This is a genomic window from Pseudonocardia sp. DxW (assembly GCF_058448985.1).
On record NZ_JBZFLK010000003.1, the window covers coordinates 134016 to 151471 of the forward strand.

The 17456-nt window shown below is 73.6% G+C and carries 14 protein-coding genes; 5 read left to right on the forward strand and 9 right to left on the reverse strand.

Translation table 11 applies throughout. From position 1 onward, the window contains the following. Nucleotides 1-7: 7 nt before the first annotated feature. Nucleotides 8-1519: an IMP dehydrogenase gene (gene guaB, locus ACVJO7_RS05705; RefSeq protein ID WP_344029002.1), complete on the reverse strand. Its 1512-nt coding sequence runs from the start codon at nucleotides 1517-1519 to the stop codon at nucleotides 8-10. Between the two features lie 122 nt (nucleotides 1520-1641). Between guaB and ACVJO7_RS05710 the strand changes: the two genes are divergently transcribed. Beyond that, nucleotides 1642-2052: a DUF5319 domain-containing protein gene (locus ACVJO7_RS05710; RefSeq protein ID WP_344028999.1), complete on the forward strand. Its 411-nt coding sequence runs from the start codon at nucleotides 1642-1644 to the stop codon at nucleotides 2050-2052. A gap of 114 nt (nucleotides 2053-2166) precedes the next feature. Here the strand turns inward: ACVJO7_RS05710 and ACVJO7_RS05715 are convergent, their stop codons facing one another. The 4 genes from ACVJO7_RS05715 to ACVJO7_RS05730 all read right to left on the reverse strand — a co-directional run bounded on the left by ACVJO7_RS05715 (nucleotide 2167) and on the right by ACVJO7_RS05730 (nucleotide 6570). After that, nucleotides 2167-3411: an anti-sigma-D factor RsdA gene (locus ACVJO7_RS05715; protein ID WP_491672033.1), complete on the reverse strand. Its 1245-nt coding sequence runs from the start codon at nucleotides 3409-3411 to the stop codon at nucleotides 2167-2169. Beyond that, entirely contained in the window at nucleotides 3404-3979 is a 576-nt protein-coding gene (locus tag ACVJO7_RS05720) for a sigma-70 family RNA polymerase sigma factor (RefSeq protein WP_344028993.1), read from the reverse strand. The genes ACVJO7_RS05715 and ACVJO7_RS05720 overlap by 8 nt, the downstream gene beginning before the upstream one ends. Before the next feature lie 746 nt (nucleotides 3980-4725). Beyond that, nucleotides 4726-5322 (reverse strand): response regulator transcription factor, encoded by a 597-nt coding sequence (locus ACVJO7_RS05725; protein ID WP_010225624.1) that lies wholly within the window; start codon nucleotides 5320-5322, stop codon nucleotides 4726-4728. Nucleotides 5323-5523: 201 nt separating this feature from the next. Beyond that, nucleotides 5524-6570, reverse strand: coding sequence for a hypothetical protein (locus ACVJO7_RS05730; protein ID WP_491672034.1), 1047 nt, complete (start codon nucleotides 6568-6570; stop codon nucleotides 5524-5526). An 87-nt stretch (nucleotides 6571-6657) separates the two neighbouring features. On the opposite strand from ACVJO7_RS05730, the gene ACVJO7_RS05735 reads away from it, so the two are divergent. After that, nucleotides 6658-6990, forward strand: coding sequence for a WhiB family transcriptional regulator (locus tag ACVJO7_RS05735; protein ID WP_344028988.1), 333 nt, complete (start codon nucleotides 6658-6660; stop codon nucleotides 6988-6990). A gap of 111 nt (nucleotides 6991-7101) precedes the next feature. Here ACVJO7_RS05735 and groL read toward each other — a convergent pair whose 3' ends face one another. Both groL and groES read right to left on the reverse strand, forming a co-directional pair. Then, nucleotides 7102-8724 carry a chaperonin GroEL gene (groL, locus tag ACVJO7_RS05740; RefSeq protein ID WP_344028986.1) on the reverse strand — a complete coding sequence of 541 codons (1623 nt, stop codon included), beginning with the start codon at nucleotides 8722-8724 and terminating at the stop codon, nucleotides 7102-7104. 105 nt (nucleotides 8725-8829) lie between these two features. Beyond that, nucleotides 8830-9120: a co-chaperone GroES gene (gene groES, locus ACVJO7_RS05745; protein ID WP_010225616.1), complete on the reverse strand. Its 291-nt coding sequence runs from the start codon at nucleotides 9118-9120 to the stop codon at nucleotides 8830-8832. Nucleotides 9121-9353: 233 nt separating this feature from the next. On the opposite strand from groES, the gene ACVJO7_RS05750 reads away from it, so the two are divergent. After that, nucleotides 9354-10262 carry an aldo/keto reductase gene (locus ACVJO7_RS05750; RefSeq protein WP_491672035.1) on the forward strand — a complete coding sequence of 303 codons (909 nt, stop codon included), beginning with the start codon at nucleotides 9354-9356 and terminating at the stop codon, nucleotides 10260-10262. Here the strand turns inward: ACVJO7_RS05750 and ACVJO7_RS05755 are convergent. Next, complete coding sequence (locus ACVJO7_RS05755; RefSeq protein WP_491672036.1) at nucleotides 10241-11791, reverse strand: PucR family transcriptional regulator; 1551 nt, start codon at nucleotides 11789-11791, stop codon at nucleotides 10241-10243. The genes ACVJO7_RS05750 and ACVJO7_RS05755 overlap by 22 nt on opposite strands. 126 nt (nucleotides 11792-11917) lie before the next feature. On the opposite strand from ACVJO7_RS05755, the gene ACVJO7_RS05760 reads away from it, so the two are divergent. Both ACVJO7_RS05760 and ACVJO7_RS05765 read left to right on the forward strand, forming a co-directional pair. After that, complete coding sequence (locus tag ACVJO7_RS05760) at nucleotides 11918-13957, forward strand: hydantoinase/oxoprolinase family protein (protein ID WP_491672037.1); 2040 nt, start codon at nucleotides 11918-11920, stop codon at nucleotides 13955-13957. Further along, a complete protein-coding gene (locus ACVJO7_RS05765) occupies nucleotides 13954-15921 on the forward strand; it encodes a hydantoinase B/oxoprolinase family protein (RefSeq protein ID WP_491672038.1) in 1968 nt (655 codons plus the stop codon). The genes ACVJO7_RS05760 and ACVJO7_RS05765 overlap by 4 nt, the downstream gene beginning before the upstream one ends. A 70-nt stretch (nucleotides 15922-15991) precedes the next feature. Here ACVJO7_RS05765 and ACVJO7_RS05770 read toward each other — a convergent pair whose 3' ends face one another. Further along, on the reverse strand, nucleotides 15992-17440 hold the full coding sequence (locus ACVJO7_RS05770; RefSeq protein ID WP_491672039.1) for a PucR family transcriptional regulator: 1449 nt from the start codon (nucleotides 17438-17440) through the stop codon (nucleotides 15992-15994). Nucleotides 17441-17456: the final 16 nt, after the last annotated feature.

The following is a 17456-nucleotide window of genomic DNA, read 5'->3' on the forward strand; positions in this document are numbered from 1 at the left end:
CCGCGGACTAGCGGGCGGCGTAGTTCGGCGCCTCGACGGTCATCGTGATGTCGTGCGGGTGGCTCTCCTTGAGCCCGGCGGCGGTGATCCGGACCAGCCGCGCCTGCTGCAGCTCCGGGATCGTCTGCGCGCCGACGTAGCCCATGCCCGAGCGCAGCCCGCCGCCCAGCTGGTGCACCACCGACGACAGCGGCCCGCGGAACGGGATCCGCCCCTCGATGCCCTCCGGGACGAGCTTGTCCTCGCTGAGCACGTCGTCCTGGGCGTAGCGGTCCTTGGAGTAGCTGCGCCCGGCGGCACCGGCGCGGCCCTGCATGGCGCCCAGCGAACCCATGCCGCGGTAGGTCTTGAACTGCTTGCCACCGACCAGCACGACCTCGCCCGGCGACTCCGCGGTGCCCGCGAGCAGCGAGCCCAGCATCACCGTGGACGCGCCGGCCGCGATCGCCTTGGCGACGTCCCCGGAGTACTGGATGCCGCCGTCGCCGATCACCGGGACGCCGGCCGGGGCGCACGCCCGGGTGGCCTCGTAGATCGCGGTGATCTGCGGCGCGCCGACCCCGGCGACGACCCGGGTGGTGCAGATCGAGCCCGGGCCCACACCGACCTTGACGGCGTCCGCGCCGGCCTCGACGAGCGCCAGCGCGCCCTCGTAGGTGGCGACGTTCCCGCCGACGACGTCGACCTGCTCGCCGACCTCGGCGCGCAGCTTCGCGACGGTCTCCAGCACCCGCCGGGAGTGCCCGTGCGCGGTGTCGACCATCAGTACGTCCACACCGGCCTCGACGAGCAGCATGGCGCGCGCGTAGGCGTCGTCGCCGACGCCGACCGCGGCGGCGACCACGAGCCGGCCGTCCGGGTCCTTGGTGGCCAGCGGGTACTGCTCGGTCTTGTTGAAGTCCTTGATCGTGATGAGGCCGCGCAGCACGTCGTCGCCGTCGACGATCGGCAGCTTCTCCAGCTTGTGCCTGCGCAGCAGACCGAGCGCCGCCTCCGCGGTCACCCCGACCTTCGCCGTCACCAGCGGCGCCCTGGTCATCACCTCGGCGACCGAGCGGTCCTGGTCGACCTCGTAGCGCATGTCCCGGTTGGTGATGATCCCGACGAGCTTGCCGCCCTCACCGGTCACCGGCACGCCGGAGATCCGGAACTTGGCGCACAGCGCGTCGACGTCGGCCAGCGTCGCGTCCGGCGAGCAGGTCACCGGATCGGTCACCATCCCGGCCTCGGACCGCTTGACCACCTCGGCCTGGGCCGCCTGGGCCTCCGGGGAGAGGTTGCGGTGCAGCACACCCAGTCCACCGGCCCGGGCCATGGCGATCGCCATCCGGGACTCGGTGACGGTGTCCATCGGGGACGACACCAGCGGGACCTGGACCCGGACCCGCCGGGTGACCTGGCTCGAGGTGTCGGCGGCACTGGGCACGACGTCCGACTCGGCAGGGAGCAGCAGGACGTCGTCGAACGTCAGGCCGAGCATCGCGAACTTCTCGGGCAGGCCGCCGATCTCGCTCGTCATCTCCTGGAGGCTCCTTGCAGTCACGGCTACCGCGGCGGGCGCCCGCCGCGCCGACGCCATCGTACGTCCACCATTGCGGGGTGGGCCGGGGCCCGGCCCCGTGCCCCGGTACCGTGTACAGCGTGTCACCAGAGGCGCTGCCACCGGACCCGTTCGCCGGAGACCCGGATGACCCTGCGCGCTCCATGGGGGCGCTGGACGATCACGCCGAGATCACCGGAGCGGGCTCCGGTGACCCCGACGGACCCCCGCTGACCGAGACCGACCGCGGCGAGATCCTGGCCGACCTGGCCGATCTCGCGGTCTACCAGGCGCTGCTGTCCGGGCGTGGGGTCCGGGGCATCGTGGTGGACTGCGCCGACTGCGGTGAGCAGCACTTCCACGAGTGGAACCTGCTGCGGGCGAGCCTCCAGCAGCTGCTCGACGAGGGCCGGATGCGGCCGCACGAGCCGGCCTACGATCCCGATCCCGCGCACTACGTCACGTGGGAGTACTGCCGCGGGTACGCGGACGCGACGCTCGCCGACGGCTGAGCCGGGCGACCCCGGCCGGTGACGGCCGGGCTGAGACGAAGACCGCACAGCGACCTGCGGCACACACGAAGGGCGGGCCCGGCCGGGCCCGCCCTTCGTCGTTCCTGCGTGGCGCTAGTTGGGGCTGCTGCTGACCGCCCCGGTCGCGGTCGACGACGTCGGCCCTTCCGGGTCGGAGCTGCCCTCGCCGGAGGCGGTCGGCCGGGTCGACGACGTGGTGGTCGTCGGGTCGGCCGAGCCCTCGGTGGTCGGCGAGGTCTGCGACGGGTCCGGGTTCGTCGTGGTGGACGGGTCGGACGTGGTGCCACCCGGGCCGGACAGCACCCGCGGATCGGTCGAGCCGCTCGGGTCGGCCGGTCCGGGGCTGCCCTCGCCGCCACCGGTGGTGCCACCGGGACCGGTCGAGCCGGGCGGCGGGGACGGCTGCTGCGGCTGCGCCGGCGGCGGCTCCTCCGGGGTGCCCTCCGACGCCGGGGGCGGCGGCGGGGCCGGGGTGCCATCGCGCAGCGGGGACCGCGGATCGGTCGGGGTCCCGGGGGGCGTCTCGGCGACCTTGGCGGTCAGGAACCGGTTCTGCTGCTCGAAGTAGCCCTGCTCGTCCGGCCCGACCTTGTCGACCAGCGGGCCGAGCGAGGCCAGGTCCTGCTGCGCGCCGACGGTGTCGCCGACGGCCAGCTTGGCGTTGACCCGCTCGATGCCCTGTCGCAGGTCGGCCGCGGCCTGCACCTGCTCGGCGCGCTCGCTGTAGAGCACCTTCGAGACGCCCCAGAGCGTGTCGCCCGGCACCGCCTCGTGGGCGCTGATCGAGACGACGGCGAGCGCGCAGGCGGCCACCGCCGCGGCGGCGACCAGCGGACGCAGGTAGGAGACCTTCCGCGACGGCCGCGCCGGCTGCAGCATCTGCACGGCCTCGTCGGTGCCGACGAGCTCGGGGACCGGTTCGCGGTCGACCTCGTCCTTCCAGGACGACAGCATCGCGACCAGCCGGTCGTCGACGTCGTAGCCCTGGCGGCCGGGGCCGGACACGCCGAGCCCGGAGGACAGCGCGTTGATCAGCTCGTCGTCGGCCTGCAGCTCGACCAGGTCCACCGGACCCTCGTCGTCGAGCTCGGCGAACCGCCTGCCGACCGGCTGCGGGGCGGGATGCCCGTTGCGGCCGGTCGGATGGACGTAGCCGTGCCCGTTCGGGCCGCGGCCGCTCGGGCCGTTCGGTCCGCCCTGGCTGTTCGGGCCGCTGCCGTGGCGGCCCGTGCGGGGCTCGCCGAAGCGGCCCCGGGTCACCGGTGCCGGCGGTCGCTCCCAGCCGTCGCCGGACGGCGGAGGGGAGCCCGGACCGACCGGACCCTGGTCGTCACGCATCCCGGACCACCTCCTCACTCATTATCTTCCGCAGCCGGGTAAGCGCCCGGTGCTGTGCCACCCGGACGGCGCCCGGTGTGGAGTCGACGGCCGCCGCGGTCTCCTCCGCGGACAACCCCACGACCACCCGCAACACGATGATCTCCCGATGTTTCTCCGGGAGGACCTCCAGCAGCCTGGACATCTCCGCGGACAGTTCGACCTGAAGGGCCCTGCTCTCCGGACCGTCCGCGATCTCGATCCGGTCCGGCACGTCCGCGACGGGCTCGGACCGGTTCCGGGATGCGGCGCGGTGCGCGTCGATCACCTTGTGCGACGCGATGCCGTAGACGAAAGCGAGGAACGGGCGGCCCTGCACCCGGTACCCCGGCAACGCCGTCAGCACTGCAACACACACCTCCTGGGCGACGTCGTCCGCCGAGACGGACCCTCGGTCGGTCCCCAGTCGGGCGCGGCAGTAGCGCACGACGAGGGGCCGAATCATGGTGAGAACGCGCTCGACCGCGGAGCGATCGCCGGCCATGGCCGCTTCGATCCACTCGTCGGGTACGTCTCTTGATTCACTCATCGTGGGGAACCGCCCAGGCGTTACGAGACTCCGTCAGTGTCATCCGATCGTGGAGGCAACCCGCCGCAGGACAGGCGGGGACCACAGTCCGCCCACCGTATCCGAGCGCAGTACGCCCGCGGGAGTTGCTCCACACGGAGTCAGACGATCGTGCGGAGTGTCGGGTTGCGCGGCGTGTCGGGTGCACGCGGTCACCAGCCGGGCACGGTCGGCGAACGGTCTGTTCGGGCCGCGGGGGGACGATCCGGGCGCTGCGCGGCGATGACAGGGCCCATGACAGGGCCCATGACAGGGCCACTGACAGGGCCCGGACACCGGGACCGGACCGCCCGGCGCCGGTGGTGCCCGGCTCAGCGCTGTCCGGGCCGAAGGTCCTCGCGCGGGCGATGTAACACCAGAGGCGCGAGTGACGAGAGTGAAGCAGGAGCAGCGAGGTGACGACTCCCGGCGCGGGAGCGACCGCTCGTCCGCGGGGCGACGGCACGCGCTCGGGAGGAGCAGGCCGCCGACGGCGGGACGGGATGTGCGGGTCCGGCCGCGGGGAGCACGACCGGCGCCGCGGCCCGGGACACGGGCCGTCGAGGGGGTGCGCGCTGCGCACTCCGCACCGGACCGCGGGGGTCGGCCCGGCTCACCAGATCACATCCGGGGGTCGCGCCGGTGGTGCGGCGCCGACCGGATGCTGCGGCCGTTCCGGCTCGGGACCGGCGGACGCTCCGCGGGAACGACGTGGGTGTGGAACCCGGTCAGGAGACCAGGCCGCGGCGGAAGCCGTGCGCGACGGCCTGTGCCCGGTCCCGGACGCCCAGCTTGCGGAACAGCCGGCGCGCGTGGGTCTTGACGGTGTCCTCGGACAGGTAGAGCTCGCGGCCGATCTGACCGTTGCTCTTGCCCTGGCTCATCCCGCGCAGCACCTGCAGCTCGCGCTCGGTGAGCTGGACACCCGGGTCGGTCGGCACCCGCGGGGTCGGCACCGAGGTGCTGGCCAGGGTGTGCGCGAGCGCGGCGACCAGCTCGGGACGCGAGGCGTCCCAGCGCAGGTAGCCACGGGCCCCGCCGGCGATGGCGGCGGCGATGCTGCCGGCGTCGTCCGGGGCGCCGAACACGATCACGTTCGCCTGCGGGTGGGCCGCGACGAGACGCCGGGTGGCCTCCACGCCGGTGGGGACCGCTCGCTGCGTCCCGACCAGGACGACGTCGACGGACTGGCGGGCGTAGCGGGCGAGGAGTTCGTCCCCGTGGGCCACGCAGTCGATGCGCTGGACCCCGGGGACCGCGGACATGACGCGAGTCAATCCCTCGCGGACGCTGCGACGATCGTCGCAGATGAGTACCGTCGTCACGACGATTCCTTCCTGCAGCTTCCTGCAGCCGGGTGATATTCACCCTCCGAATCGGCGGGTGACCCTCTCACCTTGACACGGTCGGGGCGAATTTGTTGCCTCCGTTCGGAACCTCGCCCCGCCTGGCTCAGCGTCATGTGGGTGAAGGGTCGCCGAATGGAGTAGTCCATACGGTACATCCTCCGGGCCCGCCTGCGGGCACTACTCCCGCAGCAGGTCCCGCCCGGGCCCGTCACTTCGCGTGTATAGGACGCTCACCGTGCGCAACACCGCACTTCGGCGACCCTCCGCATCCGTTTGGCGACTACGCGTATCGGATCGTGACGCTCCGGCGTGTCGTCCCCCGGCGTCCGGATCACGCCGGCCGTCCGGCGTCGCCCGATCGGCCGTGGCGTGTCCGGTTCGTGCACGGCCGGCTCCCGCGGACGGACCACCGCGCTGTCCGGATGGCGGCCGGGCGCCGGTGCGGGCCGCGAGATCGGCGCCGGCGAGCAGTGCGGCGCGGTGCAGCGGCAGCAGCCCGGAGCCGCCCGCCTCCGCCGCGACCGCGTCCAGCTCGGCGAGCACCGCGACCGGGTCCTCGCCCGCGACCCCGCCGGCCACCGCGCGGACCAGCCGGCTCTTCAGCACGTGCCGGGGCGAGCCGAGCAGCCGGGCCCCGGCCAGCGCGCGCCCGGCCACCCCGAGCGCCACGACCGGGTCCCCCGCGACCAGCGCGGTCTCGGCCAGCACCCAGTCGTGGCGCACCCGGGTCCGGTGGCCGGGGCCGCCGCACCACGGCCCGGCGCGGTCGAGCAGCACCCGGGCGGTCCGCGCGTCGAACCGGCCGAGGGCGTCCGCGGCGAGCCCGGTGAGCGCGTCGGCCGTCGCGGCGCAGGCCCCGGTCCCCCAGACGTCGGTGGCGGACGGGTCCCCCGCGGCGGCGATCGCGGACAGCGCCCGGAGCGCCCCGCCGTCGAGCACCGCGGCGGCGGCGTGCCCGCCCAGCTGCCGCAGGTGCGACGCCCGGGTGACCGCGGCGTGCGCCCGCAGCGCCGGGCCGGCGGCCGGCGACCGGGACAGCGGCTCCAGCACCGCCGCGGCGCCCGCGTAGTGGCCGAACCCGCCGAGCGCGACCCCGCCGGCCCAGCGCCACAGCGGTCCGGACCGGCCGGCCGCGGCCGTCTCGGCGGTGCTCGCCGGGCCGCCGAGCAGGCGCCGGATCCCGGGCGGCGGGACGGCTCCCGGATCCGACGTCCGGACGTGCACGATCGTTCACCTCGAATCAGGTTTGCGCCCGGCAGACCCCGGGAATCTGGACCTCGACACGTCCGAGGTCGAAGGCAGGTGACGAACATGGCGGACATCCGGAGGCTTCCCGGCCCGGTCGCCGACATCTACGACTGGCAGATGGAGGGAGCCTGCCGGGGGATGGACAGCGCGTTCTTCTTCCATCCCGAGGGCGAGCGCGGTCCCGCGCGGGCCCGGCGCGAGGCGCGCGCCAAACAGGTCTGCCAGGAATGCCCGGTGCTGGCCCAGTGCCGGGAGCACGCGCTGAAGGTCCACGAGCCGTACGGCATCTGGGGCGGGCTCTCCGAGTCCGAGCGCGACACGATCATCCGCGGGCCGCGCCGTACCCTCAAGGTCGCCGATCCCCAGCCGATCGAGAAGACGCTGGGCTCCGCCTGAGCGTCGCACCCTGCCGCGACACCGGCGCGTCACACCGGTTCCCGACGCCGACGAGGGCGGGTGGTCGATTCGACCACCCGCCCTCGTCGTGTGTGCTGTGTGGATCCGGGGTCAGTGCCCGTGCCCGTGGCCGTGACCACCGGCGGCGGCCGGCGGCTCCTCCTCGGGCTTGTCCACCACGGCGCTCTCGGTGGTGAGCACCATCCGCGCGATGGAGGACGCGTTCTCCACCGCCGACCGGACCACCTTGACCGGGTCGATGACCCCGTCGGCGATCAGGTCGCCGTAGCTGCGGCTGGCCGAGTTGTACCCGGTGCCCCAGCCCTTCTCGGCGACCCGGGACACCACGATCGAGCCCTCGTCGCCACCGTTCTCGGCGATCCAGTACAGCGGCGCCGAGAGCGCCTTGCGGACGATCGCGACGCCGGTCGCGGCGTCACCGGTCAGGCCCAGGCCGCCGTCGAGCTCCGAGGCGACGTGCACCAGTGCGGAACCGCCACCGGGGACGATGCCCTCCTCGACCGCCGCCCGGGTCGCCGCGACGGCGTCCTCGATGCGGTGCTTGCGCTCCTTGAGCGCGGTCTCGGTGGCCGCGCCGGCGCGGATCACCGCGACGCCGCCGGAGAGCTTGGCCAGGCGCTCCTGGAGCTTCTCCCGGTCCCAGTCGGAGTCGGACTCCTCGATCTCGCGCTTGAGCAGCGCGACCCGGCCCGCAACGTCGTCCTTCGAGCCGCCGCCCTCGACGATCGTGGTGTTGTCCTTGGTGACCACGACGCGCCGGGCCCGGCCCAGCAGCTCCAGCCCCGCCTCGTTGAGCTTGAGGCCGATCTCGGGGTTGATGACCTGACCGCCGGTGGCGATCGCCAGGTCGTCCATGAACGCCTTGCGCCGGTCACCGAAGAACGGCGACTTCACCGCGGCGACCTTGACGGTCTTGCGGATCGAGTTCACCACCAGGGTGGACAGCGCCTCGCCCTCGACGTCCTCGGCAATGATCAGCAGCGGCCGGCCCTCGCCGAGCACCTTCTCCAGCAGCGGGAGCAGGTCCTGGATGGAGCTGATCTTGTCCCGGTGCAGCAGGATGTACGGGTCGTCGAGCGCCGCCTCCATCGACTCGGAGTCGGTGACGAAGTACGGCGACAGGTAGCCCTTGTCGAACTGCAAGCCCTCGGTGATCTCCAGCTCCGTCGAGAGCGTGGAGCCCTCCTCGACGGTGATGACGCCGTCGTTGCCGACGGTCTGGATCGCCTGGGCGATCAGGTCGCCGATCTCCTGCTCGCGGGAGGCGATGGCGCCGACCTGGGCGATGTGGCTGCCCGCGTCGACCGGGGTCGCCCGGGAGAGCAGGACGTCGGACACCTTCTGCGCGGCGGCCGCGATGCCCTGGCCGAGCGCGAACGGGGCGGCGCCCGCCGCGACGTTGCGCAGGCCCTCCTTCACCAGCGCCTGGGCCAGCACGGTGGCGGTGGTGGTGCCGTCGCCCGCGACGTCGTTGGTCTTGGTGGCGACGGTCTTCGCCAGCTGCGCCCCGAGGTTCTCGAAGGGGTCCTCGAGGTCGATCTCGCGGGCGATCGTGACGCCGTCGTTGGTGACCGTGGGGCCACCGAACTTCTTGTCGATGACGACGTGCCGGCCGCGCGGGCCGAGCGTCACCTTCACCGCGTCGGCGAGCTGGTTCACGCCGCGCTCGAGCGCGCGACGCGTGTTCTCGTCGAAGCTGATCTGCTTCGCCATCTTCTCTTCTCTCAACCTCTCGTCATGGGAGAAATGCGACCGCCCCGGCCGGACCACCCCTCGGAGTGGACCCGCCGGGGCGGTGCGTTCACGAGATGCTCGGCGTCAGTTGACGACGGCCAGCACGTCGCGGGCGGAGAGGATCAGGTACTCCTCGCCGTTGTACTTGACCTCGGTGCCGCCGTACTTCGAGTAGATGACGACGTCGCCGACCGCCACGTCGAGCGGGACGCGGTTCCCGTTGTCGTCCACCCGGCCCGGGCCGACGGCCAGGACCTTGCCCTCCTGGGGCTTCTCCTTGGCGGTGTCCGGGATGACGATGCCGGAGGCGGTGGTGGTCTCCGCCTCGCTGGCCTGGACGACGATCTTGTCCTCGAGCGGCTTGATGTTCGCCACGACGATGACCTCCCCTTCCTGGGGTGAATCCGGTGTCACGGGTATGTCCGGTGTCAGCAGCGCGCGCGTACGCCCTCCCGCCCCGCCGTCGCGGGTGCCGGGGCGACAGGTGTCCGTCGCGCGCATTGGCACTCTACTCACGAGAGTGCCAGAACCGCGACGGGGGCTCAACCGGTTCTTCACCCACCCGGGGCACGAACTGCGGCGCGCCCCGGAGGGTAGCGTCCACGGCCGTGGCTGACCTGGTTCTCGGGGCGAACGTGTTCGGCTGGACGGCGGACCGGGACGCGTCGTTCGCGGTACTCGACGCGTTCGCCGACGCGGGCGGGACGATGATCGACACCGCCGACTCCTACATGTGGAGCCATCCCGGCAACTCCGGCGGCGAGTCCGAGACGATCCTCGGCGAGTGGATGCGGGCCCGGGGCAACCGGGACCGGCTGCACATCGCCACCAAGGTCGGCGCGCTGCCCGGGCACACCGGGCTCGCCGCGGAGAACATCGCGGCCGCCGCGCGCGCGTCGCTGCGCCGGCTCGGCACCGACCGGATCGACCTCTACCACGCACATCGCGACGACCCGGACACCGCGCAGGAGGAGACCCTCGACGCGTTCGACGCGCTCGTCCGCGAGGGCCTCGTCCGCGAGATCGGCGCGTCGAACTTCGCCCCCGACCGGCTGCGCTCGGCGCTGGAGATCTCCGCGCGCGACGGGCTCACCGCCTTCACCGCCGTCCAGCCGCTCTACAACCTGATGGAGCGCGACGACTACGAGGCCGCGCTGGCGCCGCTGGCGGAGTCCGAGAAACTGGCCGTCTACCCGTACTACGGGCTGGCCAGGGGCTTCCTCACCGGGAAGTACCGGCCGGACTCGGTGCCGGAGGGTCCGCGCGCCGAGGGCGCCGCCGCCTATCTCGACTCCCGCGGCCGCGCCGTGCTCGCCGGGCTGGACGAGATCGCCGCCGGGCACGGTGTGCCGGTCCCGGCCGTCGCGCTGGCCTGGCTGGCGGCCCAGCCGTCGGTCACCGCGCCGATCGCCAGTGCCCGCACCCCGGAGCAGCTGGCGCAGCTGCTGCCGATGCGGACCCTGGAGCTGACCGACGACGAGCTGCGGCTGCTGGCCTACCTGTCGGCAACCGACTGACCGGCCCCGGAGGCCCGGAGCTCCTCGATCTCCTCCCGGAACGCGAGGTAGAGATCCGCGATCGTGGACGCGGCGGCGATCCGTGCACCGAGCAGCGACTCCACCTTCCGCAGGCGGTACCGGACGGTGTTCGGGTGCAGCCGCAGACCCCGGGCGGTCGCGCCGACGTCCTGATCGGACGCCAGATGGGCGACCACCGTCTCCCGCAGCTCCGGCGCCCGGGTCAGCTCACCGAACCGATGCTCGAACCGGTCGGCCGCGCGCGGGTCCCCGTGCCGGGTCGCCGACAGCCACGTCGCGTAGCCCACCTCGTCGAGCCGGACGAGACCGCCCCGCCCGGCGAGCCGGTGGGCGGCGCCGGCCTCCTCCGCCCGCTCCGGACAGGCGGTCAGGTCCGTGAACGGACCGCTTGCACCGACCGCGCCCGCCGCGGCAGCGGACTCCAGCCATCGCGCGCCCGGCTCGTCGTCGGCGAGCAACGCACTGGCACCGATGCCGGACCCGGTGGGGTCAGGGTCCGCCCGGACCAGCAGCCTGGCCGGCTCCTCCGCCGGACCGAGCGAGTCGAACCGAGATCCGGGCCGCGACGGCTCGGGGGCGTCCCACCGGACCATCCGCAACGGCTCGCCCGGACGGAAACCGAAGGTGCGCAGCCGCTCCCATGTCTGCCTCACCCGCGACGATGGCAGTCCGGCGAGCAGCGCGGAGAGCAGCCGGCCGGCCTCCAGCCGTTCCTGGTCCGCGGTCAGAACCCGGACGCTGCTCGCCGCGGCGAGCACCCTCCCGGCGGTCCGGAGCAGGTCGTCGCCGAGGTCGTCGAGCACACGGGGTTCGCGTGAGGCGATCACCAGGTGGTAGTCGGACGGCCCGATCCGCAGGGCACGGTGCCGCACCTCCCACCGGCCGACGGTGAAGGTGCGTCCGCCACGGGCCAGCTCGTCCGCGATCAGCCGGAACGGCGCCGAACCGTTCGACGCGACGGTCCGGCCCGCCGCGTCGAAGAGCGCCGCCGAGCCGCGGGCGAGGGACGCGAGCCGCTCCATCAGCGCATCCGTCGGGTCGGTGGAGACCAGCGCCGCGAGCAGGTCGTCCTGCAGCCAGACCGTCCGCCGCAGCAGGTAGCTCTCCCCCTCGATCACCCCTCGGGTGACGGCCTCCTCGATCCGCGTGAACGGGACCTCGGGATCGACGGTCAGCACCGGGAGGCCGTGCTGCGCGGCAGCCCGACGGAGACCGAAGGGAACCTGCTCGAACACGATGCCGGTCCCGAACCCGACCGCGGCGATCCGCGCCCCGGCCAGCTCCGCGGCCAGGTCGGTCCAGTCCCCCGCGTCCGGAGCGGCGGACGCCAGCCGCAGACCGGTCGTCAGCATCAGGGTTCCGGGGCGGAGCCACCGGGCCGCGTCAGCGATCTCGATCGAGTGCGCTCCCCGCACCTGCACGTCGAGGTCGGGATCGCCGAGCGGAGCCAGGCCGAGGCTCGGCTCGGCGACGAGGAGACGCAACGTCAGCTCGACCGGTCCGCTCATGGGGATCGCCCTCGTGCGATTGGACAAGAGATGAAGACATCAACTGTAGATCCGACAGTGACGACCGGAAAGTCCACCGGCGAGAGTGGGACCTGTCACGGGACGGGCGGCAGCGACGGAGGACCGATGAGCAGACAACGGGTCGCGATCGACGTCGGGGGGACCTTCACCGACGTGTGTGTCTTCGACGAGGACGGGCACGACGTCCGGGTCACCAAGGTGCCGTCCACACCGGACGATCCGATGCGCGCCGTCCTCGACGGCGTCGCCCGCGGCGGGATCGACCTGCGCCGGGTGTCGCTGTTCTCGCACGGTACGACGGTCGCGACCAACGCGCTGATCACGCGCAGCTTCCGGCCGGCGGCGATGGTCACCACCCGCGGGTTCCGGGACGTCATCGAGATCCGCGACGGGACCCGCGACGACCTGTGGGACGCCTACGCCGACGTCGCACCGCCCTACATCCGTCGCCGCGACCGGTTCGAGGTCCCGGAGCGGGTCGACCACGCGGGCCGGGTCGTCACCCCGCTCGACGAGCCCGCCGCGCGGGAGCTGGCCCGGCTGCTGCGGCGACGCGGCGCCCAGACCGTCGCGGTGTGCTTCGTCAACTCCTACGCCAATCCGGTGCACGAGATCCGGATGCGGGAGATCCTCGAGGAGGAGCTCCCCGGGGCGGCGGTGTCGACCAGCGCCGAGATCCTCCCGGAGATCTTCGAGCACGACCGGTTCACCACGACGGTCGCGAACGCCGTGCTGGCTCCGCTGGTCAGCGGCTACGTCGGCCGGCTCGCCGACGAGCTGCGCGACGGCGGGTACACCGAGGACCTGCTGCTCCTGCACTCCGGCGGCGGCTCGATGACTCCACGCACGGTGGAGCGCTACCCGGTCCGGCTCGCCGCGAGCGGCATCGCCGCAGGAGCGATCGCCGCCCGGCACGTCGCCCTGCAGTGCGGGTTCCCGGACGCCATCGGCCTGGACATGGGCGGCACGAGCACCGACCTGTCGCTCATCCACGGCGGGACGCTCCGGATGACGAAGGAATGGTCGGTCGAGTTCGGCTACCCGATCATCTTCCCGTCGATCGAGGTGCTGACGATCGGAGCGGGCGGCGGCTCGATCGCGCACATCGACGACGCCGGGTCGCTGCGCAACGGACCGCAGTCCGCCGGTGCCGACCCCGGGCCCGCCTGTTACGACGGTGGCGGCGAGCTGGCGACCAACTCCGATGCGAACCTGCATCTCGGCAGGCTCGGCCGGTCGCTCGCGGGAGGCGCGAAGGAGCTGCGGCCCGATCTCGCCGAGAAGGCGCTGCGAGCCACCGTCGCCGATCCGCTCGGCCTCGACGTGGACCGCGCCGCCGAGGCGGTGCTGGAGGTCGCCAACGCCAACATGGCCGACGCGGTGCGGCTGATCTCCATCCGGCGCGGCTACGACCCGCGCGGCTTCGCCCTCGTCGCGTTCGGCGGGGCCGGCGGCCTGCACGGCGCCGAGATCGCCCGCGAGCTGAACATCCCCACCGTGATCGTCCCGCCCAATCCCGGTGTCACCTCGGCCCTGGGCTGCCTGCTCGTCGACATCCGGCACGACCTGTCCGCCATGTTCGGCGGCCGCACCGACGAGATCGACGCCGCCGATCTGGAGGACGCGTTCGCCGGGCTGGAGTCCGAGGCCACGGCCAGGATGCACGCCGAGGGCGTCACCGACGCCGACGTCGTCCTCCAGCGCACCGTGTCCATGCGCTACCTCGGCCAGTGGCGCTCGCTGCAGGTCGACTGCGGACGTGCGGACGGCGCACTCACCGAGGCCGTCGCGCGGTTCCACGAACAGCACGAGCGTGAGCACGCGTTCCGCCGTGACGACACCCCCGTGGAGATCTACCAGCTCGGCCTCACCGCGATCGGCACGACGCCGAAGCCGTCCTTCCCCGCGCACCCGGCCGTGACCGGCACACCGGAACCGGACCGCAGGCGGCCGGTGTACTTCTCCGGTTCGGGCTGGACGGACACCGCCGTGTACGACCGGGACGCGCTGCGCACCGGACACGTCCTCGACGGCCCCGCGGTCGTCGAACAGCTGGACTCGACGACGCTCGTCCCACCGGGCAGCCGGGCCGAGGTCGACGAGTGGCTCAACATCCGACTCCGGATCGGCGGAGGTGGCGCGTGAACGACCGGACCCCTGGCGGACTCGACCCGGTGACCTTCGAGGTCCTCAAGAACGCCTTCGTCACCGCGGTCGATCTGATGAGCGAGCAGATCATGCGGACCTGCTACTCGTTCGTCATCTACGCCCGCGACTTCTCCTCCGCCCTGTGCGACGCGCAGGGCAACACGGTCATGCAGGGCAGCGACGACATCGCCGTGCACGTCGGCACGCTGCACTTCCAGTGCAAGGCGGTGCTCGAGCAGTTCGGCGACGACATCCACCCGGGCGACGTCTTCGCCGTGAACGACCCGTACCGGGGCGGCACCCACTTCAACGACGTCAGCTTCATCCGGCCGATCTTCGTCGGGGACGAGATCATCGGTTACGCGCAGAACAAGGGGCACTGGGCCGACATCGGCGGCTCGGTCCCGGGCTCGTTCGACGTCAACGCGGGCGAACACTTCGGCGAGGGCCTGCGGATCCCGCCGCTGCGGGTGTGGAGCCGCGGCCACCGGCTCGACGACGTCGCCCAGCTGCTGGTGTCCAACACCCGTTCGCCCTACAGCGCCGAGGGGGACCTCAACGCCCAGGCCGAGGCGACCTCGGTGTGCGAGCGGGAGGTGCTGCGCCTGGTCGAGCGGTACGGCCGGGACACCGTGGTGGCCGCGATGGCCGGCGTGCAGGACTACGTCGAGCGGCTCGTGCGGGCCAGGCTCGCCGAGCTGCCGATGGGCACCTGGGAGACCGTCGACCACCTGGACGCCGACCCCGGCGCCGGGGAGGGCCTGATCCCGGTCCGGATCCGGATGACGATCGACAGCGGCGGCGTCCACTACGACCTGAACGGCAGTGCCCCGGTGGTCTCGACGTTCCTGAACTCGGGTTACGGCACGACCTTCTCCGCGCTCTACGCGGGCACGAAGACCTTCTTCCCCGAGGTCCCGCTGAACTCCGGCTTCTACCGGGTCGTCCGGGGGGACATCGGACCGGAGGGGACGGTGGTGAACGCGGGCTGGCCGTACGCCGTGACGGGGTTCTGCTCGGGCCCCTACGAGAAGCTGATGAACGGCCTGTTCGAGATGTGGTCGTCGGTCATGCCGGAGCGGGCGATGGCCTGTGCCTTCAACCTGGAGTACCTGCTGATCGGCGGCCGGGACGCGCGGACGGCCGATCGACCGTTCTTCATGTGGTACGACTGGATGGCCGGTGGCTGGGGTGCGCGCTCGTCGAAGGACGGCCCGAGTGCAACCGCTCCCGTCTTCGGGCCGGGTCTCGCCGTGCAGCCGGTCGAGGGCCAGGAGCGGCTCTCGCCCGTCCTCATCACCGAGCACCGCATCGTGCCGGACTCCGGCGGCCCCGGCCGGCATCGCGGCGGCTGCGGGCTGGAGAAGGGCGGCACGCTCACCGACTGTGCGGGGACGGTCATGTCCTACTGCTGCGACCGCTCCCGCTCCGTCACCTGGGGGATCGAGGGTGGGCTCCCGTCGGTGCCGCACGGGGTGTGGCTCAACCGCGACTCCGCCTCACCACGGTTCCTCGGTGCCACCTTCTCCGGGGTCCGGGTGGAGCCTGGTGACACGTTCACCCGGCCGTCGGCCGGTGGTGGCGGTCTGGGCGACCCGCTGGAGCGGGATCCGGCGGCGGTCGTCGAGGACGTGATCGACGGCTACGTCACGCTCGCCGGTGCCGAGCGCGACTACGGCGTCGTGGTCCGTGCCGTCGATCCCGAGCTCGACCACTACGAGATCGACAGCGGGGCGACCGACGCCGCCCGGGACCGGATCCGCGCCGCCCGGCACGGCTGGCTGGACGCCGATCCCGCCGACGTCGCGCGCCGCTACCGGGAGGGCGAGCTGGACACCGCCGACCTGGTTCGCCGGTACGGCGTCATCGTCGACTGGGGCACCGGCGAGCTGCACCCGGACACCACGGCCGAGTACCGGGAGCTGCTGCGGCGCCGGGCCGTCGCGCACTGGAGCCGATGACCCGGCACGGTGATCACGGATCGGGAACCCGACCGGCCGTCCCGCGTACGTCGCGGTTCCCGATCCGCGATCACCCGCCGGTGAGCAGGGCGAGGTAGATCCCGGCCAGCACCGCCGGGTCCCGCAGGTCCCCGACCAGCGCCTGCACCCGGCCCAGCCGGTGCCGGACGCTGTTCGGGTGCACGTGCAGCGCCCGCGCGGTCGCCGGCACGTCCTGGCGGTGCGCGAGCCAGACCCGCACCGTCTCGACCAGCGGCGGGGCCAGCGGCGCGAGCAGGGGCCGGGCCAGCTCCGCGGTGCGCTCCTCGCCGATCTCCAGCACCATCCGGTCGAGGACGCCGAGGTCCCCGGCCCGGACCGGGCCGCCGCCGGTCAGCGCCACGTGCCGGGCGGCGAGCCGGGCGTCGCGGTGGCCGGGGCCCAGCGGCGCCCCGGCAGCGACCCCGGCCGACCCGGCCACCGGGAGCCCGCCGGCCGCGCCGGCCACCGGGGGCCCGGGGGCGGGGACGTCCTCCCCCACGACGGCCACCACCGAGCCGTCGACCTCGCCGAGCAGGTACGGGACGCGCAGCGCGTCCAGCGTGCGCTCGGCGTCGGCGAGTGCCGTGCCGGCGGCCAGCACGAGCACCGTCCGCGGCCGGTCGGCGGGCGGTCCGTGGGTCCCGGCGTCCGGGCCGGGCGCCGGGTCCCCGGCCACCAGCCGGTGCAGCTCGGCGGCCCGGTCGGCCCGGCGGCGGAGCGCGTCGTCGTCCGCGGCGGCGGCCAGCCCGCCGAGCAGCCGCGCCACCAGCGCCACCGCCCGCACGATCAGCGGGACCGGCACCGATCCGCGCGACGCCCCCGCCACCAGCCAGGCGCGCAGCTCGCCGCGCGACCGGACGGCGGCGGCGAACAGCCCGTCGGCGTCCACCACCTCGACCGGCGGCCCGGTGATCGCGAGCCCGCGGAACCGGGTCCAGCGCTCGGCCGCCCCGGCCCGGCCGGACGCCGGATCGGCGGCGAGCACCGACCCGTCCGGGCGGTGCAGCGCGACCCCGCAGCGCAGCGCGCGGGCGAGCCCGTGCACCAGCGACCGCTGCGGGACCGGCCCGTCGAGCAGCCCGGTCAGCGTGTCGGTGATCGCCGCGGTCCGCCGGAACACGTCCCGGTCGCGATCCAGCACCGCCGCGTCGACGGCGCGGACGATCTCCCGGAACGGCGTCGCCTCGGGCACCGCGAACAGCGGCAGCTCCCGGCGGCGGGCCTCGTCGACCAGCGCGGCGGGGACGGTGTCGTGCACGATCCCGATCCCGAACCCGAGCGCCGCGAGATCACCGGCGGCCAGCTCCGTGACCAGCTCCCGGCAGTCGGCGGGCGAGCCGAGCCGCAGGCCGGTGGTGAGCAGCACCCAGCCCGGCGGCACCCAGCGCGTCGGGTGCCCGATCTCGACGACGTGCGCGCCGAGCACCGGCCGCCGCCGCCCCGGCACGACCGGGACGAGCCCGAAACCGTCCCGGCCGAGCAGGTCGTCGAGATCCACATCCTTGTGGATAACA